Source organism: Neoaquamicrobium sediminum, from assembly GCF_040970315.1.
Lineage (GTDB): Bacteria > Pseudomonadota > Alphaproteobacteria > Rhizobiales > Rhizobiaceae > Aerobium > Aerobium sediminum.
Genome location: NZ_JAZHFV010000007.1, coordinates 189,765 through 208,743, shown reverse-complemented (window position 1 = coordinate 208,743; position 18,979 = coordinate 189,765). Strand labels below are relative to the sequence as shown.

Here is an 18,979-nt window from a genome sequence, read left to right as displayed (position 1 = left end):
GCGGCCACAGCCGCCGTGCTCCGCATCGGGCGACAAACTTAAAATTGGCTCTTGATCCTCTAGCTGCTGTAGGTCGTACGCATCTTCTGCTGAGAACAGGAGCGAAGATGATGACGGCCCCGCAACGCCAGACGCGCTTTCGAGTAGAGGGTATGGATTGCGCAAGCTGCGCGGCCAAGATCGATACCGCAGTACGCCGGATTCCCGCAGTCACCGATGTCAGCGTCTCCGTCGTCGCCGGAACGATGACGATGACCCACGGGCCGGAAGTAGACCTCGACGGCGTCGCGCGCAAGCTTGGCAGCCTCGGCTACAAGGCAGCGCCTTTGACGCGGACCGTCGAAAAGGTCTCCGCCGGAAATGCAAGCTCCGGACATGTGCATGGTCCGGACTGTCGGCATGAAGGGCATGATCATTCTCACGACCACGGACATGTGCATGACGGAGGTATTGGACATGGCGATCCCCATCATTCGAGAGGTTCTGTGGCACCTGCCAGTGGCGCGTTCCACGGCATGCACGGTCACGACCATGGCCCGACCGACGGCCCTTGGTGGAGCACGTCGAAGGCAAGGTTGACCATCGTCTGCGGCGTCGCGCTGGCCGTGGCCTTCGGGCTGTCGCAGCTTCTGCCACAGACGCAGCCCTGGGGTTTCATCATCGCCATGGCGGTCGGCCTGATCCCGATCGCGCGGCGGGCGCTGTTCGGCGCGCTGAACGGCAGCCCGTTCACGATCGAGACCCTCATGACCGTCGCGGCAGTCGGCGCCGTCATCATCGACGCCGCAGAGGAAGCGGCGGTCGTCGTCTTCCTGTTTCTGGTCGGCGAATTGCTGGAAGGCATTGCGACGGGCCGCGCGCGCGCCTCGATCCGCGCTTTGGCGACGCTTATGCCCAAGACGGCTCTCCTTGAAGTAGACGGCTCTACGCAGACTGTCGCGGCGGAAAGCCTCGCCGTCGACTCGGTCGTACTGATCCGTCCCGGTGATCGCGTGCCGGCTGACGGTGTGGTGCTTTCAGGCGAAAGCGCGGTCGATGAGGCTCCGGTGACGGGGGAGTCGGTGCCCAGGCGCAAGGAGGCCGGCGACAGCGTGTTCGCCGGCACCGTCAATCATGAGGGCGTGCTGCGGGTGCGTGTGACCGCGGCCGCGGCCGACAACACGATCGCACGCATCATCGCGCTGGTCGAGGAGGCGCAGGAATCGAAGGCTCCGACCGAGCGTTTCATCGACCGCTTCTCGAAATACTACACGCCCGGCGTGATGGTCGTGGCGGCTCTGGTCGCGATCCTCCCTCCGCTGCTCGCCGGCGCCGAGTGGAATACCTGGATCTACCGCGGCCTCGCGGTGCTCCTGATCGGATGCCCATGCGCGCTCGTCATCTCGACGCCGGCGGCAATCGCGGCCGGGCTTTCCGCCGGCGCGCGCCGCGGCCTGCTGATGAAGGGCGGCGCGGTGCTGGAGAATCTGGGCAAGGTCGATCTCGTCGCGTTCGACAAGACCGGGACGCTCACCGAGGGCAGGCCGAAGGTGACCGATATCGTGGGCGTCAAGCGCGACGAGCGCGAGACGCTCCGTCTCGCCGCAGCGCTTGAAGCAGGATCCAGCCATCCGCTCGCGGTCGCGATCCTGGCAAGGGCGAAAGCCGACGACGTGGCCGTGGCCGCCGCGTCCGAAGCGGGCGCGGTCGGCGGCAAGGGCGTTGTGGGCACACTCGACGGCGTGAAGCTGTTCCTTGCCTCACCGCGGGCGGCCGCCGAGCGCGTCCCGCTGGACGAAGCGCTTTCCGGCCGCATCGCCTCGCTCAACGACGAAGGCAAGACCGTATCCGTGCTGCTCGCCGGCGACGAGATCGCCGGGCTGATCGCCATGCGTGACGAGCCGCGCGAGGATGCGAAAGCCGGTATCGCCGCGTTGCGCGATCTGGGCGCCGACGCGGTGATGCTCACCGGCGACAACATCCGCACGGCCAGGGCAATCGCCGCATCGCTCGGCATGGAGGCGCGTGCCGAACTGATGCCCGAGGACAAGCAGAAGATCGTCGGCGAGATGCGCGAAGCCGGGAAGTTCGTCGCCAAGGTCGGCGACGGCATCAACGACGCGCCGGCGCTCGCAGCCGCCGACATCGGCATCGCGATGGGCAGCGGAACCGATGTGGCGCTGGAGACTGCCGATGCCGCGGTCCTGCACGGCCGCGTCAAGGACGTGGCGAACATGGTGGCGCTGTCGCGCGCCACGATGCGCAACATCGTCCAGAACATCGTCATGTCGCTCGGCCTGAAGGCCGTGTTCCTCGTCACGACGGTTCTGGGTGTGACCGGCCTTTGGCCGGCGATCCTGGCCGATACGGGGGCGACGGTCCTTGTGACGGCGAACGCCATGCGTCTGCTCGGCTGGCGAGGCATCCGCGACGGCTGATCGAGGCCGTGCGGCGATGTGCGGCCTTTCTCGGCAGGCGAACGGCGGTCACAACGCCTCGCCTCACGAGAAAGAACAAGTTCAGGGAGAAGACAAGGTGCTCCACACGCTCAGATACGTGGCAATCGCCGGCCTGACCGCATCGGCGTCGCTGCTTTCCTTGCCCGCGGCCTCCCACGACTTCTCCGTTGGCGACATCGAGATCGGCCATCCCTGGGCGCGGCTCGCGCCGGCAAGTGCGCCGGTGGTGGGCGGCTATCTGACCCTCACCAATGCCGGCTCCCAGCCTGACACCCTGATCGGCGGAACGACGGCCGCCGCGGAACGGGTGGAAATCCACGAGATGCGCATCGAGGACGGCGTGGCCCGGATGCGGCCTCTCCCCGATGGCCAGGAGATCGGGCCGGGAGCGACGGTCGAGCTTGAGCCCGGCGGGATCGATCTCATGTTCGTCAATCCCGAGCGCGCCTTCTCGGAGGGCGAGCGCTTCGAGGTCAGGCTGGCTTTCGCGCAGGCCGGCGACGTGACGGTCGAGTTCATTGTGCAGAGAGGTCCGGCGGACGAAGCTAGACAAGGCGATGAGCACGGGGGCCATGCGCCGTGAATTTCGTCAGGCTGTTCCGCATCGGCGTCTGGGCCGCGATCGCCGTGCTCGCCGGCTTTCTCGTGGTGTCGACGCAGTTGTCCGACCAACGCCAGCCTGCGGAAGCAGCCACCGGAGCACCGCGCGTGGGCGGCGCTTTTTCGCTGGTGTCGCACAAGGGAGAACGGATCGACAATCGGTCGCTGGCGGGGCGGCCCTACATCGTCTTCTTCGGCTTTACCCATTGCCCGGAAATCTGCCCCACCACGCTGTTCGAGCTGACGGACCTGATGACGGAGCTTGGTCCGGACGCGGACAGGTTCGAGGTCCTGTTCATCACCGTCGATCCCGAGCGCGATACGCAGAAGATGCTGGCCAGCTACATGACGTCATTCGACAGCCGCATCACCGCGCTCAGGGGATCGGCCGAAGAGACCGAGACCGCGCTGAAAGCCTTCTCGGCCTATGCGGCGAAGGTGCCGCTGGAAGGCGGTCAGTACACGATGGACCACACAGCCGGCGTCTTCCTCATCCGGGGCGACGGCGGCTTCGGCGGCATCCTCGACATGCACGAACCGCGCGAGACGAGGCTGGAGAAACTGCGCCGCCTCGTGAGCGCCTGACCGGGACCAGACGATGCTCGACAAGGTGACCAGCAAATCGGTTGAGGATTGGAACTCATGGTGGCTGTTTGTGGCGTGGCTGATCGCGGTAGGGTCGACGCTGGCAGCTCTGTTCATTGGCGAGATAGTTGGGCAGGTCCCGTGCAACCTGTGCTGGTTCCAGCGGGTGTTCATGTTCCCGCTTGCCATTATCCTGGGCATCGCAGCGTTCAGGCTCGATGTCGGCATCAGGATCTATGCGTTGCCGCTGGTCCTGATTGGAGCGGCGATTGCGGCGTTTCATACGCTGATCTACTTCGGCCTCATTGATGAGGGAATAACGCCGTGCGCGCGCGACGGTCCGTCCTGCGCGGGAGCGGACATGACCATTTTCGGCGGTGTGCCGCTGCCGCTCGTGTCGCTGCTCGCGTTCACCGCGATCGGCGGTATTCTAGCTGTTTGCCGACCTGGAGTTTTCAAATGAACCGTCGACAGGTGACCATAGTAGCCGCCGGTGCAGTCGCAGCGGCTATCTTCGGGGGGGCCGCGCTCTACTACAATCGCGCACGCAGTCTTGACCCGTCCGGTGCCGAAGTCCTCGTGAGAGAGCATTCTCCGGTGATGGGGATGCCGGATGCGCCGGTGACGATCGTGGAGTTTTTCGATCCTTCCTGCGAAGCCTGCCGGGCCTTCCATCCGCTCGTGAAGAACATTCTCGCACAGTATCCTGAAGAGGTCAGGGTCGTGTTCCGGTATGCCGCTTTCCATGACGGTTCGGACCAGGCGGTCGGGATCATCGAGGCTGCGCGGCGACAGGATCTCTTCGTGCCCGTACTCGAGGCTCTCCTGGCAGCACAACCCGAGTGGGCCATGCACGGCAGGCCCGACCTCGAGCGCGCATGGCAGGCGGCAGCGGCGGCGGGCCTCGACCTTGAGCGTGCGCGCGCCGATGCGTCGTCGGCCGAGGTTACGGCAGTGCTGCAGCAGGATACGAGCGATGTAGATGCGCTGGGCGTCAGGCAGACGCCGACGTTCTTCGTCAACGGCAAGAGCCTGCCAACCTTTGGGCCACAGCAGCTTATTGACCTCGTCGAGGCCGAAGTACGGTCCGCTCGCGAGGGCGGGTGAGCGCCTCGCTGGCGCTCACGGATACGACAAGGTCGGCTCAGTCGTGTTTGGTGTTGAGTTTGCCAGGCGGATCCACCTGCACGGTGACGTGGTCGATCGCATAGCGTTCCTTCAGCCACGCCGAGACGAGTGGAGGCAGGCTGAGCGGATCGGTTCCCTCCGCGGGGCTGACGTGGACCGTGGCGACGCTGGTTTCATCCGTCACCGTCCAGGCGTGAAAGTGCCCGGCCTCGGCCACGCCAGGGAGGCTTGCAAGACCGCGTTCAGCTTCGATCTTATCCACGCCACGTGGAACGGCCTGTAACAGAACGCGGATGGAGTCAGAGACGAGACCCCATGCGGACCTCACGACGAGGCCGGCGACCAGCACCGAGAGGATGGGATCCAGAACCGTCCAGCCCGTCAGCATGATTCCGATGGCGGCGGCAATCGCGCCCACGGAGCCAAGCAGATCGCCGATGACGTGCAGGAACGCACCCCTGAGATTGCTGTCGCCCCTATTACCCGACCACAGAATCCAGGCGCCCGCGACATTCACCGCGAGGCCGATCAATGCGACGATCAGCATCGGGCCTGCCAGGATCTCGACCGGCGCGTTGATGCGCTGCACGGCCTCCCACGCGATCCAGGCCACCAGCAGGAGCAATGTCGCGCCGTTGGCGAGGGCCGCCAGCACCCTTACCCGGTGGAAGCCATAGGTGCGTTGGGAGTCGGCAGCACGCCGCGCGATGCGGTAGGCGATCAGAGCAAGCAGAAGCGCCGCCGCATCGGAGACCATGTGGCCCGCGTCGGCGATCAGGGCGAGTGAGCCCGAAAGGTAACCGCCGACCGCCTGCACGATTGCGTAGCCGGCGGTGAAGATTAGTACGAAACGGATGCGTCGCTCGTTCGAGGTCGTCACGACCTGCCCGTGATCGTGGTTCGCGCCATGAGCGTGCCCGCCATGCGCGGCTTTCGGGGCTTCAGGGTTTCCGGTCATATCAAGCTCATCGGGAAAGGCGCCACATGCCCCACCATGCGACAGGCGCGAGCAGCACGACGCTTGCCATACCAGGGAAGTAGGCAAACGGCTGCTCGGTGAACCATGGGAAGACGACGAAGTGCGCCAGTTCGGTGATGCCCATGGCCGCGAAGAAGGTCCACGCGAGATAGGTTCCGAAGCGGTATCCGCGGCTGACCAACGGTGCCACCAGCAGCCAGGAACCCACCGAGAGCAAGACCAGCAGGACGACCTGCCAGGAACCGACATCGGGCTTGGCTATGCCGGTGATCACTGCCAGCGTGTCGAAAAAGTCCATCGAATACTCCTCGATACGATGGAGAACGAAGAGCGCCAATGCCAGGAAGTATGGAACCTTGATCGCTGCGAAGGAGGGATTGGCCGGGAAGATCAGCCACAGCAGGAATCCGCCGAGGAAGCCGGAGGTGAAGATCAGCATCGTCCAGATGCCGAACGCGGTATAGCCGAGGCCCAGAACCAGCATGGAAAACAGAAAGGCCGCGGCAATGATTGCAGGATCTCGGTTCATGTCGCGGCCTTGTGGGTGTCAGTCCCGATGGGGAGGATTCCGGTCAGGTCAATGCCGGACGCACTGCCGAATAGCGCGTTGAGCCCGTGTGGCATCGACCCGATCCGTGTGGAGCCGAGTTCGCACCGACGATCCCCGATCCTGAACGTCGCATGGCTTCCCGTGAAATGCTTGCGTCCAGCACGGCTCGCCTGATCATTTGAATGTCCAAATGCGAAGCAGCCTACAGGTGCCCCGATGATGAATTTCCGATGCATGGGTTTCTCGCCCCGTTGGTCTCAACGGACTTTCTGCAACCTCTAGCCACTAGAGGAGCAAGCGAAATCTCAACCCGATGCTCCCAGTCAATCTGAAGTGTGGGGAGCCTTCTGGTGCAAAGGCCGGCCGCACACCTTCGAGTTTGCGGCCCATATTCGCGACGGAATTTTCTCTTGTTTATCAGAGGCGGCCGATCTGCTGCGAAGCTGGGGAATATTGCGACAACGTCTCGCCGGCTACAATTTGGCGGCAGCGCCTTGAGGAGTAATCTTCGTCGTCTCCTTATAGGTCTCGACGGCGAACAGCGTCGTGTAGCGAACCACGTCCGGATCACTGTCGAAGATGCGGTCGCAAAGCGCCTGATACTCTTCCATGTCGCCGAAATGCCCGATCAGCACCGCATCCAGATCGCCGGTCACACCGAACGCTTGGGTGATCGCCGGTTCCTCTGAAACGCGCGATGCGAAGGCCGACCGCACGTCCTTGGTGTGGTTACGCGTCGTGACGGTGATGACGGCCCGAATGCCGCGCCCGAGTTTGGCCGGGTCCGCGAGATAGACGCAGGCTTTCAGTACGCCCGTTCGCCGCAGCTCCGCGGCCCGGCGCAGGCAGGTCGAAGGCGTCGAGCCGACCGCCTCCGCCAGTTCCGCCTTGGTGAGCGTGCCGTCTTCCTGAAGCGCGGCGACGATGCGCAGGTCCAGTCCATCCATATGCAGTGCCTCGGCGGTCCGAAACGCCATTTTTTTGGATATTTTGACCACCTTATCCGCCGCTTTCGCCGTATCAAAATGAAAAATCGGCGGCGTGAGACGATGAACAACCCAACGCTCGGGCTGGTCTGGGCCTTTTCCTTCGTGATCCTGGAAGCGGCACAGGCCGTGTTTTTCGGCGGCGTGTTTCAGGACTACGACTCGTTCCTGATCGGCGGGGCAGTCTTTGGGTTCACGGCTGCCGGAACGCTGATCTGGGTGAAGGTGCGGACCCCGGAGCAACTGAAAACTGCATGGGCGAACAGAGCCAGCCTGTTTGGGTTGAATCTCTCTACGGCCCTTGTCTGGATCGCATACTTCTTCGCGCTTCAGATGATCGAACCGGCTGTGGTCTTCACCATGTTTTCGGGGCTGATACCCATTGCCATCCTGGTCGCCTCGGCTTGCGGTGTTCCGGAAGCGTCACCGTTACGCAACCGGGTCGAAGGCGTCGGTCTGATCATTGTGGTGATCGGCGTCGGCTATCTGGCGGCGATCACGCTGCTTGGGCAATCGGGCTTCGTGCGCGGCGGCCGGACTGCCGCGATGGCCGGACTGCTGTTGACCTCTGCGTCCGCCGTCAGTCTTGCGGCGATGATGATCTACGGCCGGAGGCTCGACCGCCTAGGCGTCGCGCCGGCTGCGCAATATGGGCTGCGGTTTCCGCTTTATGTAGTGGTGGCGCTTTCGGCCGCATGGCTCGGCCTCGACGGGAAAGGTCCGGTCGATCCCGGCGGGCTGCTCGCCGTCGTCGTCATCGGCTTCGCGATCATGGCGTTTCCGGTCTTTGCGATGCAGAAGGCGATATCGCTGATGTCCACCGTGACGCTGGCCGCGATCACGGCGCTCGGTCCGATGTTCGTTTTCCTGTTTCAGATCGTTGAAGGTCGCGTGGCCTACGCACCGGCCACGATGACCGGTCTGACGATTTACTTCGCAGGGGCCGTGCTGGCGGCCTATGGTGGGGCCAGACACCCGGATGGAAAGTCGATCGTCCACAAGCGGAAAGACATTGCAACCAGGCTCGACCGCGAGATCGCGAAGCTGCACACGACTCATCTTCGCTGAGGCGCATTGTGCCGGTAGACAGCCGTCGCAAAACTCCTTGGGCGATTCCTGATGGTGGCGGTGCATGGTCGGCTATCACCACATGGCACATCTTTCGGGAACCGGTCGTTCGCAACTGCTGCTTCTGCCCGAGGCGGTTGACGACTCCGTTGGGCCGGACAATCTGGTCCCCGTCAACCAGGCTTTCGTGGACGGCCTTCGGGGATTTCGCGACGGCTGTTTGAGTCCTCTGCGGACATTTCACAGGCTCACCCGTTGCGGAGGATGCGGCAGGCAATTGCGGGAGACAGGCGATGTAAAATGCGAAGCAATCTGGTCTTGCCGACCCAGATTTCCTTGCGTTCGTTTAGCAGGCCGTTGATGACGGCTTGCGCGGCCGCGGCCGCACTCATCTTGGCTCCGTCACGGCCTCGGGTCATGTCGGTATCCACATAGGCCATTACAGCATCGACCACCATGACGGACGTGGCGGCATCCTCACAGCGATACCGAAGCGCCTGTCTGAATGTGCGAAGCCCCGCCTTGGTCGCGCAATAGACCGGAGCCGTCCGTTTTGGCGCGAGCGCGAGGCCGGACGAGATGTTGACGATCGCCGCCTCGGGCTGTCGTGCAAGGATCGGCATCAACCCCAGGCTAAGCGTGATCGGCGCGGTAAGATTCAGGTCGACCTCGCTGCGAAGCGCATCCATCATCCCGGCGGCTCCGATGCCGACTTCAGGGAGATTGATCTGCACCCCGGCATTGTTGACCAGGATGGCGAGGCTCGGCCATCGCCGCTCCACCTCCACGACAATCCTGTCCTGCTCATCGGCTCGCGAAAGGTCTGCCTGAATCGCCTCGGCCGGCCCTTGCATCATTGCCAGCGCCTCATCCGTGCGCTGGAGATTCCGCGCCACGACGACGATGCGGGCACCCTGCCTCGACAACTGGCGGGCGATTTCTAGTCCGATGCCGGCGTTGCCGCCGGTCACGAGCGCCGTCTTTCCCTCAAGCCGCATGGCGAACGTCCGAGTGCCGGGGCGCGGCGCGCGAACCGGCCATCGATATGCGGTAGACGCTTGCCGGCGGTATGTTCGCGACGGCGGTGCCTATCTTGACCGCGTGAAGCTCCAGGCGGCGCAGGACCTCTGCCGGCACCGGGCATCGCCATCCGTAGGTGAACTGGTAGAAACTCGCATTCGTGTCCAGCAGCCGAAAGGTGCCGGCAAGAATCCGCATCACCTTTGCAGGCGGCATCGACAACAGGGGAAGGCCGCTGACGGCAGCCGCATGTCGCCGTGCGGCTGCGGGCGGCAGGCGGTTCAGGTGCGCCGCATCCGCGACGACAATCACCGCCTCGGGATGCCGTTCCGCCAACAGGGCGGCAAAGTCTCGACCGAGCTCCACCAGCGTCAGATCGCCTGGCTTGAAGCCTTGCCGGATCAGGGCGCGCGTGAACACGCCGGTTCCGGGTCCGAGTTCCACGACCGGTCCCTGCGCCGGGTCGATCCCGGATGTCATCAAGTCGGCAAGGCGGTTGCCGGAGGGAATAATGGATGCCACCCGGAGGGGATCGGCGAGCCAGGAGCGGAAGAACCTCAGGGTATCGGACATCACACGCCGTTGTTGTTGCGTTTCAAGATTGCGCCCTTAATATACGAGCGATTGCTCATCTTCGATACTCGTGTTCATGCCCGACCCGGCCTCCTCCACCGACCCAAGAAAACGACCCCGCCAGGCCCGTTCGATGGCGACGTTCGATGTCGTGCTCGAAGGCGCTGCTCACATTCTGGAGACCAAGGGACTGCACGGCTTCAACACCAACGCGGTGGCCCGTCAGGCGGGGGTCAGCATCGGAAGCCTCTATCAGTACTTTCCATCCAAGGAGGCGCTGCTTGTGGAACTGATCCGCCGCAAGCGGACCGCGCTGATCGAGAAGATGCAGGATGCGAGCTCGCGGCTGGAGGCTAGTGATCTCCGCACAATTGCCGATGGTCTTGTGCGCGCCGGGATCGCCCATTGGGTCGAGCGTCCCGAACTGGCTCGCAGCCTTGAATATGCAGAGACGACGCTGGATCTCGGACCCGAGACGGAAGCCTTGAAACGGCAGATCGTGGTCGTTGTAGCAAAGGCGCTGGCACCCCACGGCGTCGAGAACCCGGAAACCGCCGCCAGAGATTTGGCGGCGCTCACGCGCGGAATGGCCGATTCCTCGGGTCCGTTCGGAAAGGCCGATGTCTCGCAGCTTGAACAGCGTGTGCGCCGCGCGGTGTACGGCTACCTTGGCATATCGGACAGCAATCCGCTTACGTCGGTCCGGCGATAGCAGGCCGAGGGCATATGGCCCACCATATGGATACCCACTATTTTGTCGCCGAAATGCTAAATCCCACGACAGCGAGCGACAACAGGAATCGACCTCTTATCGGCCCTTGAGACGTGTTGCCCGTTAGCCTGAAAGCCGACCTCGTCGCTGAGGAAAGGTTCACCGGACAAGTCGGTTCCGGCGAGGCCGTGGTGACCAGGAGCCTTACCAGGGGGCGTTGCCATCCGGCTCCACAAAACGACCGGACACCGCATCGGCTCCGAGCAGAGCGTACTTCACCGGCAGCCGTGCGCCCTCTTCGGGCGTCATGAAGCCATTGTGGCCGGTCAGGTCGGTCTTGACATAGCCCGGAGCGACGGAGTTCACGACGATGAATGTATCTTTCAGTTCCGCCGCCAGTTGCACCGTCAACATGTTGAGCGCCGCCTTGGACGCGTTGTAGCCGATCAGCCGAGCGTCATAATATGGCGACGTCGGATCGCCGTTGATGGCCAGCGAGCCGAGCGTCGTAGACAGGTTGACGATACGCCCGGCCTGCGACTTGCGCAGCAGGGGCAGCATGGCCTGCGTGACCGCCAGGGCGCCAATGAAATTGGTCTCGATGAGCTTGCGCACCGCAGCCGTCGTGGCAACCGATGGCGGACCATCGGCGGAATCGACGATGCCGGCATTGTTCACCAGAATGTCCAGCCGGCCATACCTAGCTGCGATCTGTTGGGCGGCGGCGGCGATGGTGTTCTCATGGTCGAGATCGATCTCGATGGCCTCGACGGCCAGTCCGTCGTCCGACAGTTGGGCAGCCGCTTCCTGGCCGCGCCGCAGGGTTCGAGCGCCCATCAAAACTGTCACACTAGCGTCTGCCAGCTGACGGGCGATCTCCAGTCCGATGCCCTTGTTGGCGCCGGTGACGAGGGCGATGCGTTTGTTGTCCGACACGGAGAATTTCCTTCCAAAGGATTGGCGTGGATCGCTGGCTCCCAATATATGAAGGATCATTCGCTTTGAGGATTCGCTTATGACTGCGACGGCTCCACGACATCTAAGCCCCCGGAAAAGGCCGCGCCAACAGCGCGCTGCGGTAACCGTCGACGCCATTTTCGAAGCGACTATTCAGGTTTTGCTGAGCGAGGGGATCCACCGGCTGACCACGACCCGCGTCGCCGAGCGCGCCGGCGTATCGGTCGGCACCATGTACCAGTATTTTCCGCACAAGCAGGCACTGCTTTATGCGCTGAACGAGCGCTATCTGGATATCGTGGCCGAGCGCGTGGAGAGGGCCTGCCAGCAACATCGCGGCGCCACGACCGCTGCCATGGTCGAGGCGCTCGTTACGGCCTATTGGAAGGCCAAGACGGAGCGAAGCGAGGTGACCCGCGCGCTCTATAGGTCCGCGGTCGAACTCGACAATGAAGCGCTGATCGAGGCCTTTGCCGAGCGAATGGACGCCGCAACCATCGCGATGCTCCGCAGCGCCCCGGACGCGCACTATGCAGACATCGCCCTCGTCAACGTCACATTGCTGTCCGTGATCTTCGGGACGGTGCGAAATGTGTTCGAGAGGAACCTGCCCCTGCAGGTGCAAGCAGACATTCGCCGTCAGTTGACCACTATGTGCCTGTCCTATCTGGAAGCATCCGGAGGGTGATCTCCGTCGGCTTGCCGTCGTTTCGGGGCCGAAGCCGCCGTTCCGCTTCTCACCCACCAGCGGTCGCTGTCGCATAATTTCTAAGACCCGCAACACTTCCCCGAGGGCGGGAAAGTCCGGCCCCTTTCGCGTCGCGCGTCACTGTCGCAAGTCGTAGAAATCCCGCTACATGGTTTGCGACTGGGGGGAGTCGTAGGGAAAAGGTATCCGGGGCGAAGCGCGACCGGCGCGGGTTGGGGCGGATGCTCGACGATCTGTGCGCCGGCAACGTGGCGACAATCACCAGGTTGGACCACGTCGCATGATCGACGGACGACCTATCGGAGGTCGTGGAGCGGATGGAGCCGACGCTCACCCCGGCGCTCCCGCCCCAGCCATCTACTGAGGGCGCGCCAGCTGAGTCCGCTCAGGAACGTTCAACCCGCCTTTGTGCTTCGCTCACTTTCCCAGTCTCGCTGTTTGCGTCAGGGGGTTCCTTACCAAGGACCGCCTCGGTGATCGAATTCGGGAGCCGACGCGGCGTTTCAAGCAGTCCCAGCAGCGGCATGACAACAAGGAAAAAGCCGAAATAGAGTAGTGTCGAGACCTGCATTAGCGGAACATAGACGCCTTCCGCAGGCTTTGCCCCCAGCCAGCCGAGGAAGAGGGCATTCGCCGCGAACAGCCAGAAGAACAGCTTGTACCAGGGTCGGTAGACCGCGGATCTTACCTTGGACGTGTCGAGCCACGGTACGAAGAACAGCACTGCGATCGCGCCGAACATCGCGAGCACGCCGCCAAGCTTTGCGTCTATGGGGCCGATGTTGAAAGTGACTGCTCTCAGGATTGCGTAGAACGGCAGGAAGTACCACTCGGGAACGATCTTGGCAGGGGTCCGAAGCGGATCGGCTTGCACATAGTTGTCAGCGTGGCCCAGATAGTTGGGAATGTAGAAGACGAAGTATGCGAACACGATCAGGAAGAGAACCATGCCCACCGCGTCTTTTGTGGTCGCATAGGGCGTGAAGGGCAACGTGTCGGTCTTGTGCTTGACCTCTATGCCTGTCGGGTTGGTCTGGCCGGTGACGTGCAGCGCCCAGACATGCAGGACGACGACGCCAGCAATCATGAATGGCAACAGGTAGTGCAGTGCGAAGAACCTGTTCAGCGTCGGACTGTCGACAGCGAAGCCGCCAAGGAGAAGCTGCTGAAGCCATTCCCCGACCAGCGGGATTGCCGTGAAAAATCCGGTGATGACGGTGGCGCCCCAGAAGCTCATCTGTCCCCAGGGGAGCACATAGCCCATGAAGCCGGTGGCCATCATGAGAAGGTAGATGATGCAGCCGAGTATCCAGAGCAGCTCGCGCGGCGCCTTGTACGACCCATAGTAGAGTCCGCGGAAGATGTGCAGATAGACAGCTATGAAGAAGAACGATGCCCCGTTGGAGTGAAGATATCGCAGGAGCCAACCGGAATTGACGTCGCGCATGATCTTTTCGACGGAGTCGAACGCTGTTGCCGTGTTCGCTGTATAGTGCATCGCGAGCACGATCCCGGTCGCGATCTGGAGGACCAGCATCAGCGTCAGAATGCCGCCGAAGGTATAGGCGTAGTTCAGATTGCGCGGAACCGGATAGGATACGAAGGAGTCATGCACCAATCGGGGAAGCGGCATGCGCGCGTCCACCCAGCGGCCGATTCCTGATTTTGGGACGTAGCTGGATGGCGACCCCGACATTCTGTTCCCTCCTTTGATCCGGTTGATATCCGAACACACGATCCGAAAGCCGTAACACCTCAGGTTGCTTGAGCTTCAAGAGCCTTCCGGACCTTCGCGTGCGACAAATGGGCTCGCGCAAATTCGAGGGTAAAAGACAATCAGGCGGACGCCTTGAGCATCTTCTCAATCGTGCTACATCCGCCATAGACGAGAGGTTCGGGAGACTATGGGCGCAAGGACGTACTCGATCGGCGAGGCTGCACGGGAGAGTGGCGTAAAGGTACCGACCATCCGGTATTATGAGGAAATCGGCCTGTTGCCGAGGATCGCGCGCAGTGACGGAAATCGGCGTTTCTACGACCGGTCCGACCTTCGGCGGCTCTCCTTCATCCGCCACGCGCGCGAACTCGGGTTCGAGGTGGAGGCGATCCGCACGCTGCTGAGATTGCAGGACCATCCCGACGAGTCTTGCGACGCGGCCGACTCTATCGCCACGGCGCGGCTGGCTGATGTCGAGTTGCGGATCGCGAGCCTACAGCTGCTGCGCGCCGAGCTTGAGAAGATGATACGCCAATGCGCTTCTGGTCGGATTGGCGAATGTCGCGTCATCGAAACTCTTGCGGACAGCAGCCACCAACAAGGCAGGCTCATCGAGCCTTGAAGCGAACTGGCGCGGGTAGGCGTCCTCGCTTCGGACCGCAAGAAGTCGCGGACACCGTCCATAGACCGACTGATCCCAGGTTCTCGCAGAATTCATAAGCCGCCGCCGGATTTCCTATGGCTGTCGGGAAGCCATGCAGAGCATGAAAACGGATGCCGTTCCCTCATCGTTGTACGAGCCACGAAACGGGGAGGATGATGCCAAGGAGGATTGGCTGATGCAGGAGGTAGATTGCGAGGCTGCGCCGACCCATCCAGGCGAGCAGCCAGGCCGGTTTTCCGGTTGGGAGCGCGTTTGCGAACGCTGCATCCAGGCCGGTTGACAGCAACCACTTCGCCCCGGCGGCGCCCATCAGCGTGAGGCCGACCCACGGAAAGATCGGCACGAAATCGTTGCTCGGCGGTACCTGCTCTGCAAATCCGATCCAGGCCAACCAGCGCGTGTCGAAGCTCGCCGACCGCCAAAGCATGGGCATGAAGAAGACGGCGATACCCGCCAGGAGGCATGTCCAAGCCGGCGCCCGCAGAAACAATGTCCCGATCAATGTGGCAGCAGCGATCGCGTGCAGGATGCCGAAATAGATGAAGGTGGTCGGTAGGACATACCACGTTACCGCCGAGATCGCTGCGGCGGCCGTGACGATCTTAGCCAGACGTTTTAGATAGCTAGAAGCTCGAAGGCCGGCCCTGGCCGCCAGCACGAGGCCGATCCCGACTAGGATCATGAAGGTGCCTGCAAGGCTGCGTCCAAACGCCAGCCACAGCGGATGGTTGGCAACGCCGGAGACAAAGCCGGTGAATTCGAGGTCCCAGACGAAGTGAAATAGAACGACACCGGCGATCGCGACACCTCGAATCGCATCGATTGCCAAGAGGCGCGTGGAGTTCGTCATGCAGTGCCGTCTTCCAGTGTTGCAGGGGACGCACCATAGGAGTTTGACCAACTAGAGGTTCAACCCCGATTCCGTCGTCGTTGAAGAAGTTCAAATCGTTCGACGTCCGATCCGGAATACGGACGCAGGCGGAAAATTGCGCAACTCCGTCCCGATCTTTTCGGCCTTCAGGTCGAGGCGACGCAGAACTGCCTCGGGTACGGGGCATCGCCAACCATATGTGAACTGGTAGAAGCTTGCCTTCGGCTCGAGCAATCGAAATGCGCCGCTCAGAATTCGAAGGACTTTCGAAGGCGGCATGGCCAGCAGCGGTAGGCCGCTGATTGCAGCGCCATGATATCGTCGACGCGACAGGCTGCTCATCGAAAGCCTTGCTGCGTCGGTCCGTAGGATGGTCGCGTCCGGGTAGCGCAGGGCGAGAACGTCTGCGAATTCGTCGCCGAGCTCGACCAGAAGCAGGTCTTCCTGCCGAACTCCGCGTGCCATCAGCGCCTCCGTAAAAACGCCAGTGCCAGGTCCGAGCTCGATCACTGGTCCAATCCGTGGATTGATCTCGCTGGTGATCATCGAAGCGAGCTTCTCGCTTGACGGGATGGCCGAGCCAACCCGCAGCGGGTTGGCAAGCCATGCACGCAGGAATGTCAGCTTGTCGGCTGATTGAGGCATTGTTCAAACTCTTGCTATCTAGCAGCTCGCCCGGAGACAAACGGTGTTCGCGCAGCACTGCGAATCATCGTCAAGCCCGAGGGTTCTCCAACTCTCCCACCTCTAGCAGGATGAGCTTCAAGCACCGGACGGGACGGCGGGTGGGATTTTTGCTTCTTGGGCGCCGTAAGATCTGGCCCCTGGGCTCAAGCATGCCGGCTTGGGCGCTGACGATGCGCCGCTGGACGCCCGTTGAGCGCCGACTGGCGGCACTGCCCGCGATCCGGCGGATGGCTTTTGATGCGGTGATCACATGCAGCGCCCATCTCCGCAGCTGACACCATTGGGACGTCGATTGCCCAGATCGCACCAATCGACTGCTGAAGCGGCCGGGCCATATTCGAGCCCAATTTTCTCCATAGTCGGACTGGTGCAAGCTGCAAACGAGGCAATCTGCGCGAACCCGAGATCGCCCGACGACGGGGTGAGCTTTCGCTGGGTGGGGAAACCCTCAGTGGTGAAGCGATGCGTGTTGGCGACAATCGTCTTCGCGCTTTGAGAAATGCATATGAGGGTTCTGGGGGGGTATCAACCACATCAAATGCCGTCGATCGACGACACTCTTGCTGCGCTAGGAAATGAACCACCATTGGTTGTCGGCGGTCGCGAGAAGCCGCCGGACCGGCGAGAAGTGTCGATTCGGTGGCTGTCCGGAACATTTCTGACCGCGGTCACATCAAGCGTCCTGATGGGCGTTGCGTTGTTCGCGGCTCTCGACGGTCGTGAGGTCCTTGCCACGCCGCCTGAAATCCTGAGCACCAGCGCACTAGGTCGAACCGCCGACAGTCAGGCTGGCGCCAAGGGGGGCCGACTGGTGCCGACGCGAAATCTGGCAAGCCTGGCCGACCGCAGGCGCATGGAGCTGGCGACAATGAGGCGGTCCGGCGACCGAGATGTGTTGCGTACGTTGCCGTTCGTCCAGGCCCGGATGTCGCTGGCTGCGGGCCACGCGACGAACCGTTCATATCCCTCCTTCGACGGCCTGGAAATCTTTGCCGAGGAAGGGGCTCCCCAGTACGCCTCGACCACCGGCATTATCTACGGTGCCGGGGTCGAGAACGTGGTCCGCCTGCGTATGAGCGAATTTCCTCTCGAGATGGGCGCCTTCGATGAAGGCAGCGCTTTGTCGGCCGAAGAGGTTGAAGTCGTGGTCCGCAGTCTCGGCGCCATCCTTACCGTTGGGGAAGTGCGAGTGGCCGCTCTCCACTATGTCGACCCTCAGCGTTTCGGCGATCCCCCGGCAAGTAGTGCGCTCCAACCGTCGAGCGGCATTCGTATCGTGGCGGAGAACGCATCGGTGGCAAACCGGGCCAGAGCGGACGACCCAGTCACCGACTATGCCGAGGATGTGATCCCCTTTCATGCCGAAGGGGAGATTGCAGAGGCGCTGGAACGGGCGGGCTACGCGAGCCCTGATGCAGAGGGAATGGCGACCGCGCTGACCACCGTGCTGGGATCTTCGACGCTGGCGGCCGGCAGTATTTTGCGTCTCGGTGTCGAAACGCGGCGCGGGGTCAGTCGCATCGTGCGCGCGAGCCTGTACGATGTGGATCGGCATGTATCCACAGTCGCACTCAACGACAGGCGGCAGTATGTGCCAGCAAGCGAGCCGGAGCACAGCCCAGCGGTGCAGGCGGCGTTCGACTCCACCCACCCTCCCGCCATGTACAGCCGCGACGATCTGCCCACCCTCTACGATGGAATTTACCGTGCCGCTTTTTCTCATGGGCTTTCACGTTCCATGACCCGTCAGCTTGTCCGGCTGCTCGCGGCGGACGTCGATCTTCAGTCACGCCTCAACCAGGCAGACAGCATCGAGGTCTTCTTTTCGCAGCCTGATGGCGATGACAACGCCACACCAGAATCCGAGCTCCTGTTCGTGCGGGCCAATGTGGGCGGCACCGCGCGCGCGTTTTATCGCTTTCAGATGCAAGACGGCACTGTCGGCTATTTCGACGAAAACGGTCGCAGCGCGCGGCCGTTCCTGCTGCGCAATCCGATTCCAAACGGTGAATTCAGGTCCGGTTTCGGCAATCGACGCCACCCGATACTTGGATACACCCGCGCGCACACGGGCATCGATTGGGCGGCACCGCGAGGGACGCCGATAATTGCTTCTGGCGATGGTGTCGTCGAACAGGCCGGTTGGAATGGCGGCTATGGCCGTCAGACGGTCATCAATCACGCAAACGGCTACCAGACGACTTTCAATCACCAGAGCAAAATCGCTGATGGTGTGGTCCCGGGCGCGCGCATCCGGCAGGGCCAGATCATCGGCTACGTGGGCTCGACCGGCCTTTCCACGGGCAATCATCTTCACTACGAGCTCATCGTCAACGGCACCAAGGTGGACCCGATGCGCGTACGCCTGCCGGCCGAGCGGACACTTGCAGGTGACGAATTGCAGGCCTTCCTGGCCGAGCGAGACCGTATCGACGGCGTGCTGCTTATGGAGCAAGCACGCTCGGCGCCAGCCCTGCATGCACCTGTGTAACAGGCGAGTGTTGGAAGAAGCCGGTGTGTGTTCCCGGCTTCATCCGAACATCATATGAACAGGGAGCCGATCGCCAAGGCCGCGATAGACGTTCCGACTATCAGGGCAAGCGCGACTAACAGGCCGGTGCGCACCGGCTTCGTGCGCGGCGTCGAGGACCAGCGGCTGCGCGGTCCGCTCTCCACCACGCTCGCGCCGTCCCCCGACACGGTGACCATACTGGGCTATGTCGCGCAGGGGTGAC

Annotated in this window: 20 protein-coding genes; 11 read left to right on the top strand and 9 right to left on the bottom strand. The window is 62.6% G+C overall.

The annotated features are described in order from the left end of the window. Window positions 1-110: 110 nt before the first annotated feature. The 5 genes from V1479_RS21430 to V1479_RS21410 all read left to right on the top strand — a co-directional run bounded on the left by V1479_RS21430 (window position 111) and on the right by V1479_RS21410 (window position 4,730). On the top strand, window positions 111-2,417 hold the full coding sequence (locus V1479_RS21430; RefSeq protein ID WP_368804672.1) for a heavy metal translocating P-type ATPase: 2,307 nt from the start codon (window positions 111-113) through the stop codon (window positions 2,415-2,417). A 97-nt stretch (window positions 2,418-2,514) separates the two neighbouring features. Next, window positions 2,515-3,021 carry a copper chaperone PCu(A)C gene (locus V1479_RS21425; RefSeq protein WP_368804671.1) on the top strand — a complete coding sequence of 169 codons (507 nt, stop codon included), beginning with the start codon at window positions 2,515-2,517 and terminating at the stop codon, window positions 3,019-3,021. Next, on the top strand, window positions 3,018-3,623 hold the full coding sequence (locus V1479_RS21420; RefSeq protein WP_368804670.1) for an SCO family protein: 606 nt from the start codon (window positions 3,018-3,020) through the stop codon (window positions 3,621-3,623). The genes V1479_RS21425 and V1479_RS21420 overlap by 4 nt, the downstream gene beginning before the upstream one ends. A 13-nt stretch (window positions 3,624-3,636) precedes the next feature. After that, entirely contained in the window at window positions 3,637-4,086 is a 450-nt protein-coding gene (locus V1479_RS21415; RefSeq protein WP_368804669.1) for a disulfide bond formation protein B, read from the top strand. After that, entirely contained in the window at window positions 4,083-4,730 is a 648-nt protein-coding gene (locus tag V1479_RS21410) for a DsbA family protein (protein ID WP_368804668.1), read from the top strand. Before V1479_RS21415 ends, V1479_RS21410 begins: the two co-directional genes overlap by 4 nt. A gap of 37 nt (window positions 4,731-4,767) precedes the next feature. Here the strand turns inward: V1479_RS21410 and V1479_RS21405 are convergent, their stop codons facing one another. The 3 genes from V1479_RS21405 to V1479_RS21395 all read right to left on the bottom strand — a co-directional run bounded on the left by V1479_RS21405 (window position 4,768) and on the right by V1479_RS21395 (window position 7,227). Beyond that, entirely contained in the window at window positions 4,768-5,709 is a 942-nt protein-coding gene (locus tag V1479_RS21405; protein ID WP_368804667.1) for a cation diffusion facilitator family transporter, read from the bottom strand. A gap of 7 nt (window positions 5,710-5,716) precedes the next feature. After that, window positions 5,717-6,259 (bottom strand): hypothetical protein, encoded by a 543-nt coding sequence (locus tag V1479_RS21400; RefSeq protein ID WP_368804666.1) that lies wholly within the window; start codon window positions 6,257-6,259, stop codon window positions 5,717-5,719. Between the two features lie 494 nt (window positions 6,260-6,753). Next, complete coding sequence (locus V1479_RS21395) at window positions 6,754-7,227, bottom strand: Lrp/AsnC family transcriptional regulator (RefSeq protein WP_368804665.1); 474 nt, start codon at window positions 7,225-7,227, stop codon at window positions 6,754-6,756. Window positions 7,228-7,329: 102 nt separating this feature from the next. Between V1479_RS21395 and V1479_RS21390 the strand changes: the two genes are divergently transcribed. Beyond that, window positions 7,330-8,334, top strand: coding sequence for a DMT family transporter (locus tag V1479_RS21390; RefSeq protein ID WP_368804664.1), 1,005 nt, complete (start codon window positions 7,330-7,332; stop codon window positions 8,332-8,334). A 248-nt stretch (window positions 8,335-8,582) separates the two neighbouring features. Here the strand turns inward: V1479_RS21390 and V1479_RS21385 are convergent, their stop codons facing one another. Both V1479_RS21385 and V1479_RS21380 read right to left on the bottom strand, forming a co-directional pair. Further along, window positions 8,583-9,332, bottom strand: a complete 750-nt coding sequence (locus tag V1479_RS21385; RefSeq protein WP_368804663.1) for an SDR family oxidoreductase — start codon at window positions 9,330-9,332, stop codon at window positions 8,583-8,585. Then, complete coding sequence (locus V1479_RS21380; protein WP_368804662.1) at window positions 9,322-9,927, bottom strand: class I SAM-dependent methyltransferase; 606 nt, start codon at window positions 9,925-9,927, stop codon at window positions 9,322-9,324. The genes V1479_RS21385 and V1479_RS21380 overlap by 11 nt, the downstream gene beginning before the upstream one ends. A 133-nt stretch (window positions 9,928-10,060) precedes the next feature. Between V1479_RS21380 and V1479_RS21375 the strand changes: the two genes are divergently transcribed. Beyond that, the gene (locus tag V1479_RS21375; RefSeq protein WP_368804661.1) at window positions 10,061-10,639 is read left to right on the top strand and encodes a TetR/AcrR family transcriptional regulator; all 579 of its coding nucleotides are present in this window, start codon (window positions 10,061-10,063) and stop codon (window positions 10,637-10,639) included. Window positions 10,640-10,843: 204 nt separating this feature from the next. Here the strand turns inward: V1479_RS21375 and V1479_RS21370 are convergent, their stop codons facing one another. Continuing rightward, entirely contained in the window at window positions 10,844-11,575 is a 732-nt protein-coding gene (locus V1479_RS21370) for an SDR family oxidoreductase (protein WP_368804660.1), read from the bottom strand. 79 nt (window positions 11,576-11,654) lie between these two features. On the opposite strand from V1479_RS21370, the gene V1479_RS21365 reads away from it, so the two are divergent. Beyond that, a complete protein-coding gene (locus tag V1479_RS21365) occupies window positions 11,655-12,284 on the top strand; it encodes a TetR/AcrR family transcriptional regulator (RefSeq protein ID WP_368804659.1) in 630 nt (209 codons plus the stop codon). 406 nt (window positions 12,285-12,690) lie between these two features. Here V1479_RS21365 and V1479_RS21360 read toward each other — a convergent pair whose 3' ends face one another. After that, complete coding sequence (locus V1479_RS21360; RefSeq protein ID WP_368804658.1) at window positions 12,691-14,001, bottom strand: cytochrome b; 1,311 nt, start codon at window positions 13,999-14,001, stop codon at window positions 12,691-12,693. Window positions 14,002-14,209: 208 nt separating this feature from the next. On the opposite strand from V1479_RS21360, the gene V1479_RS21355 reads away from it, so the two are divergent. Then, the gene (locus V1479_RS21355) at window positions 14,210-14,644 is read left to right on the top strand and encodes a MerR family transcriptional regulator (protein WP_368804657.1); all 435 of its coding nucleotides are present in this window, start codon (window positions 14,210-14,212) and stop codon (window positions 14,642-14,644) included. A 163-nt stretch (window positions 14,645-14,807) separates the two neighbouring features. Here V1479_RS21355 and V1479_RS21350 read toward each other — a convergent pair whose 3' ends face one another. Continuing rightward, entirely contained in the window at window positions 14,808-15,536 is a 729-nt protein-coding gene (locus V1479_RS21350) for a heparan-alpha-glucosaminide N-acetyltransferase (protein WP_368804656.1), read from the bottom strand. Between the two features lie 90 nt (window positions 15,537-15,626). Continuing rightward, complete coding sequence (locus tag V1479_RS21345; RefSeq protein WP_368804655.1) at window positions 15,627-16,202, bottom strand: class I SAM-dependent methyltransferase; 576 nt, start codon at window positions 16,200-16,202, stop codon at window positions 15,627-15,629. Between the two features lie 580 nt (window positions 16,203-16,782). On the opposite strand from V1479_RS21345, the gene V1479_RS21340 reads away from it, so the two are divergent. Continuing rightward, entirely contained in the window at window positions 16,783-18,735 is a 1,953-nt protein-coding gene (locus tag V1479_RS21340) for a M23 family metallopeptidase (protein WP_368804654.1), read from the top strand. Between the two features lie 54 nt (window positions 18,736-18,789). Further along, the gene (locus V1479_RS21335) at window positions 18,790-18,978 is read left to right on the top strand and encodes a hypothetical protein (protein ID WP_368804653.1); all 189 of its coding nucleotides are present in this window, start codon (window positions 18,790-18,792) and stop codon (window positions 18,976-18,978) included. Window position 18,979 lies beyond the last annotated feature (1 nt).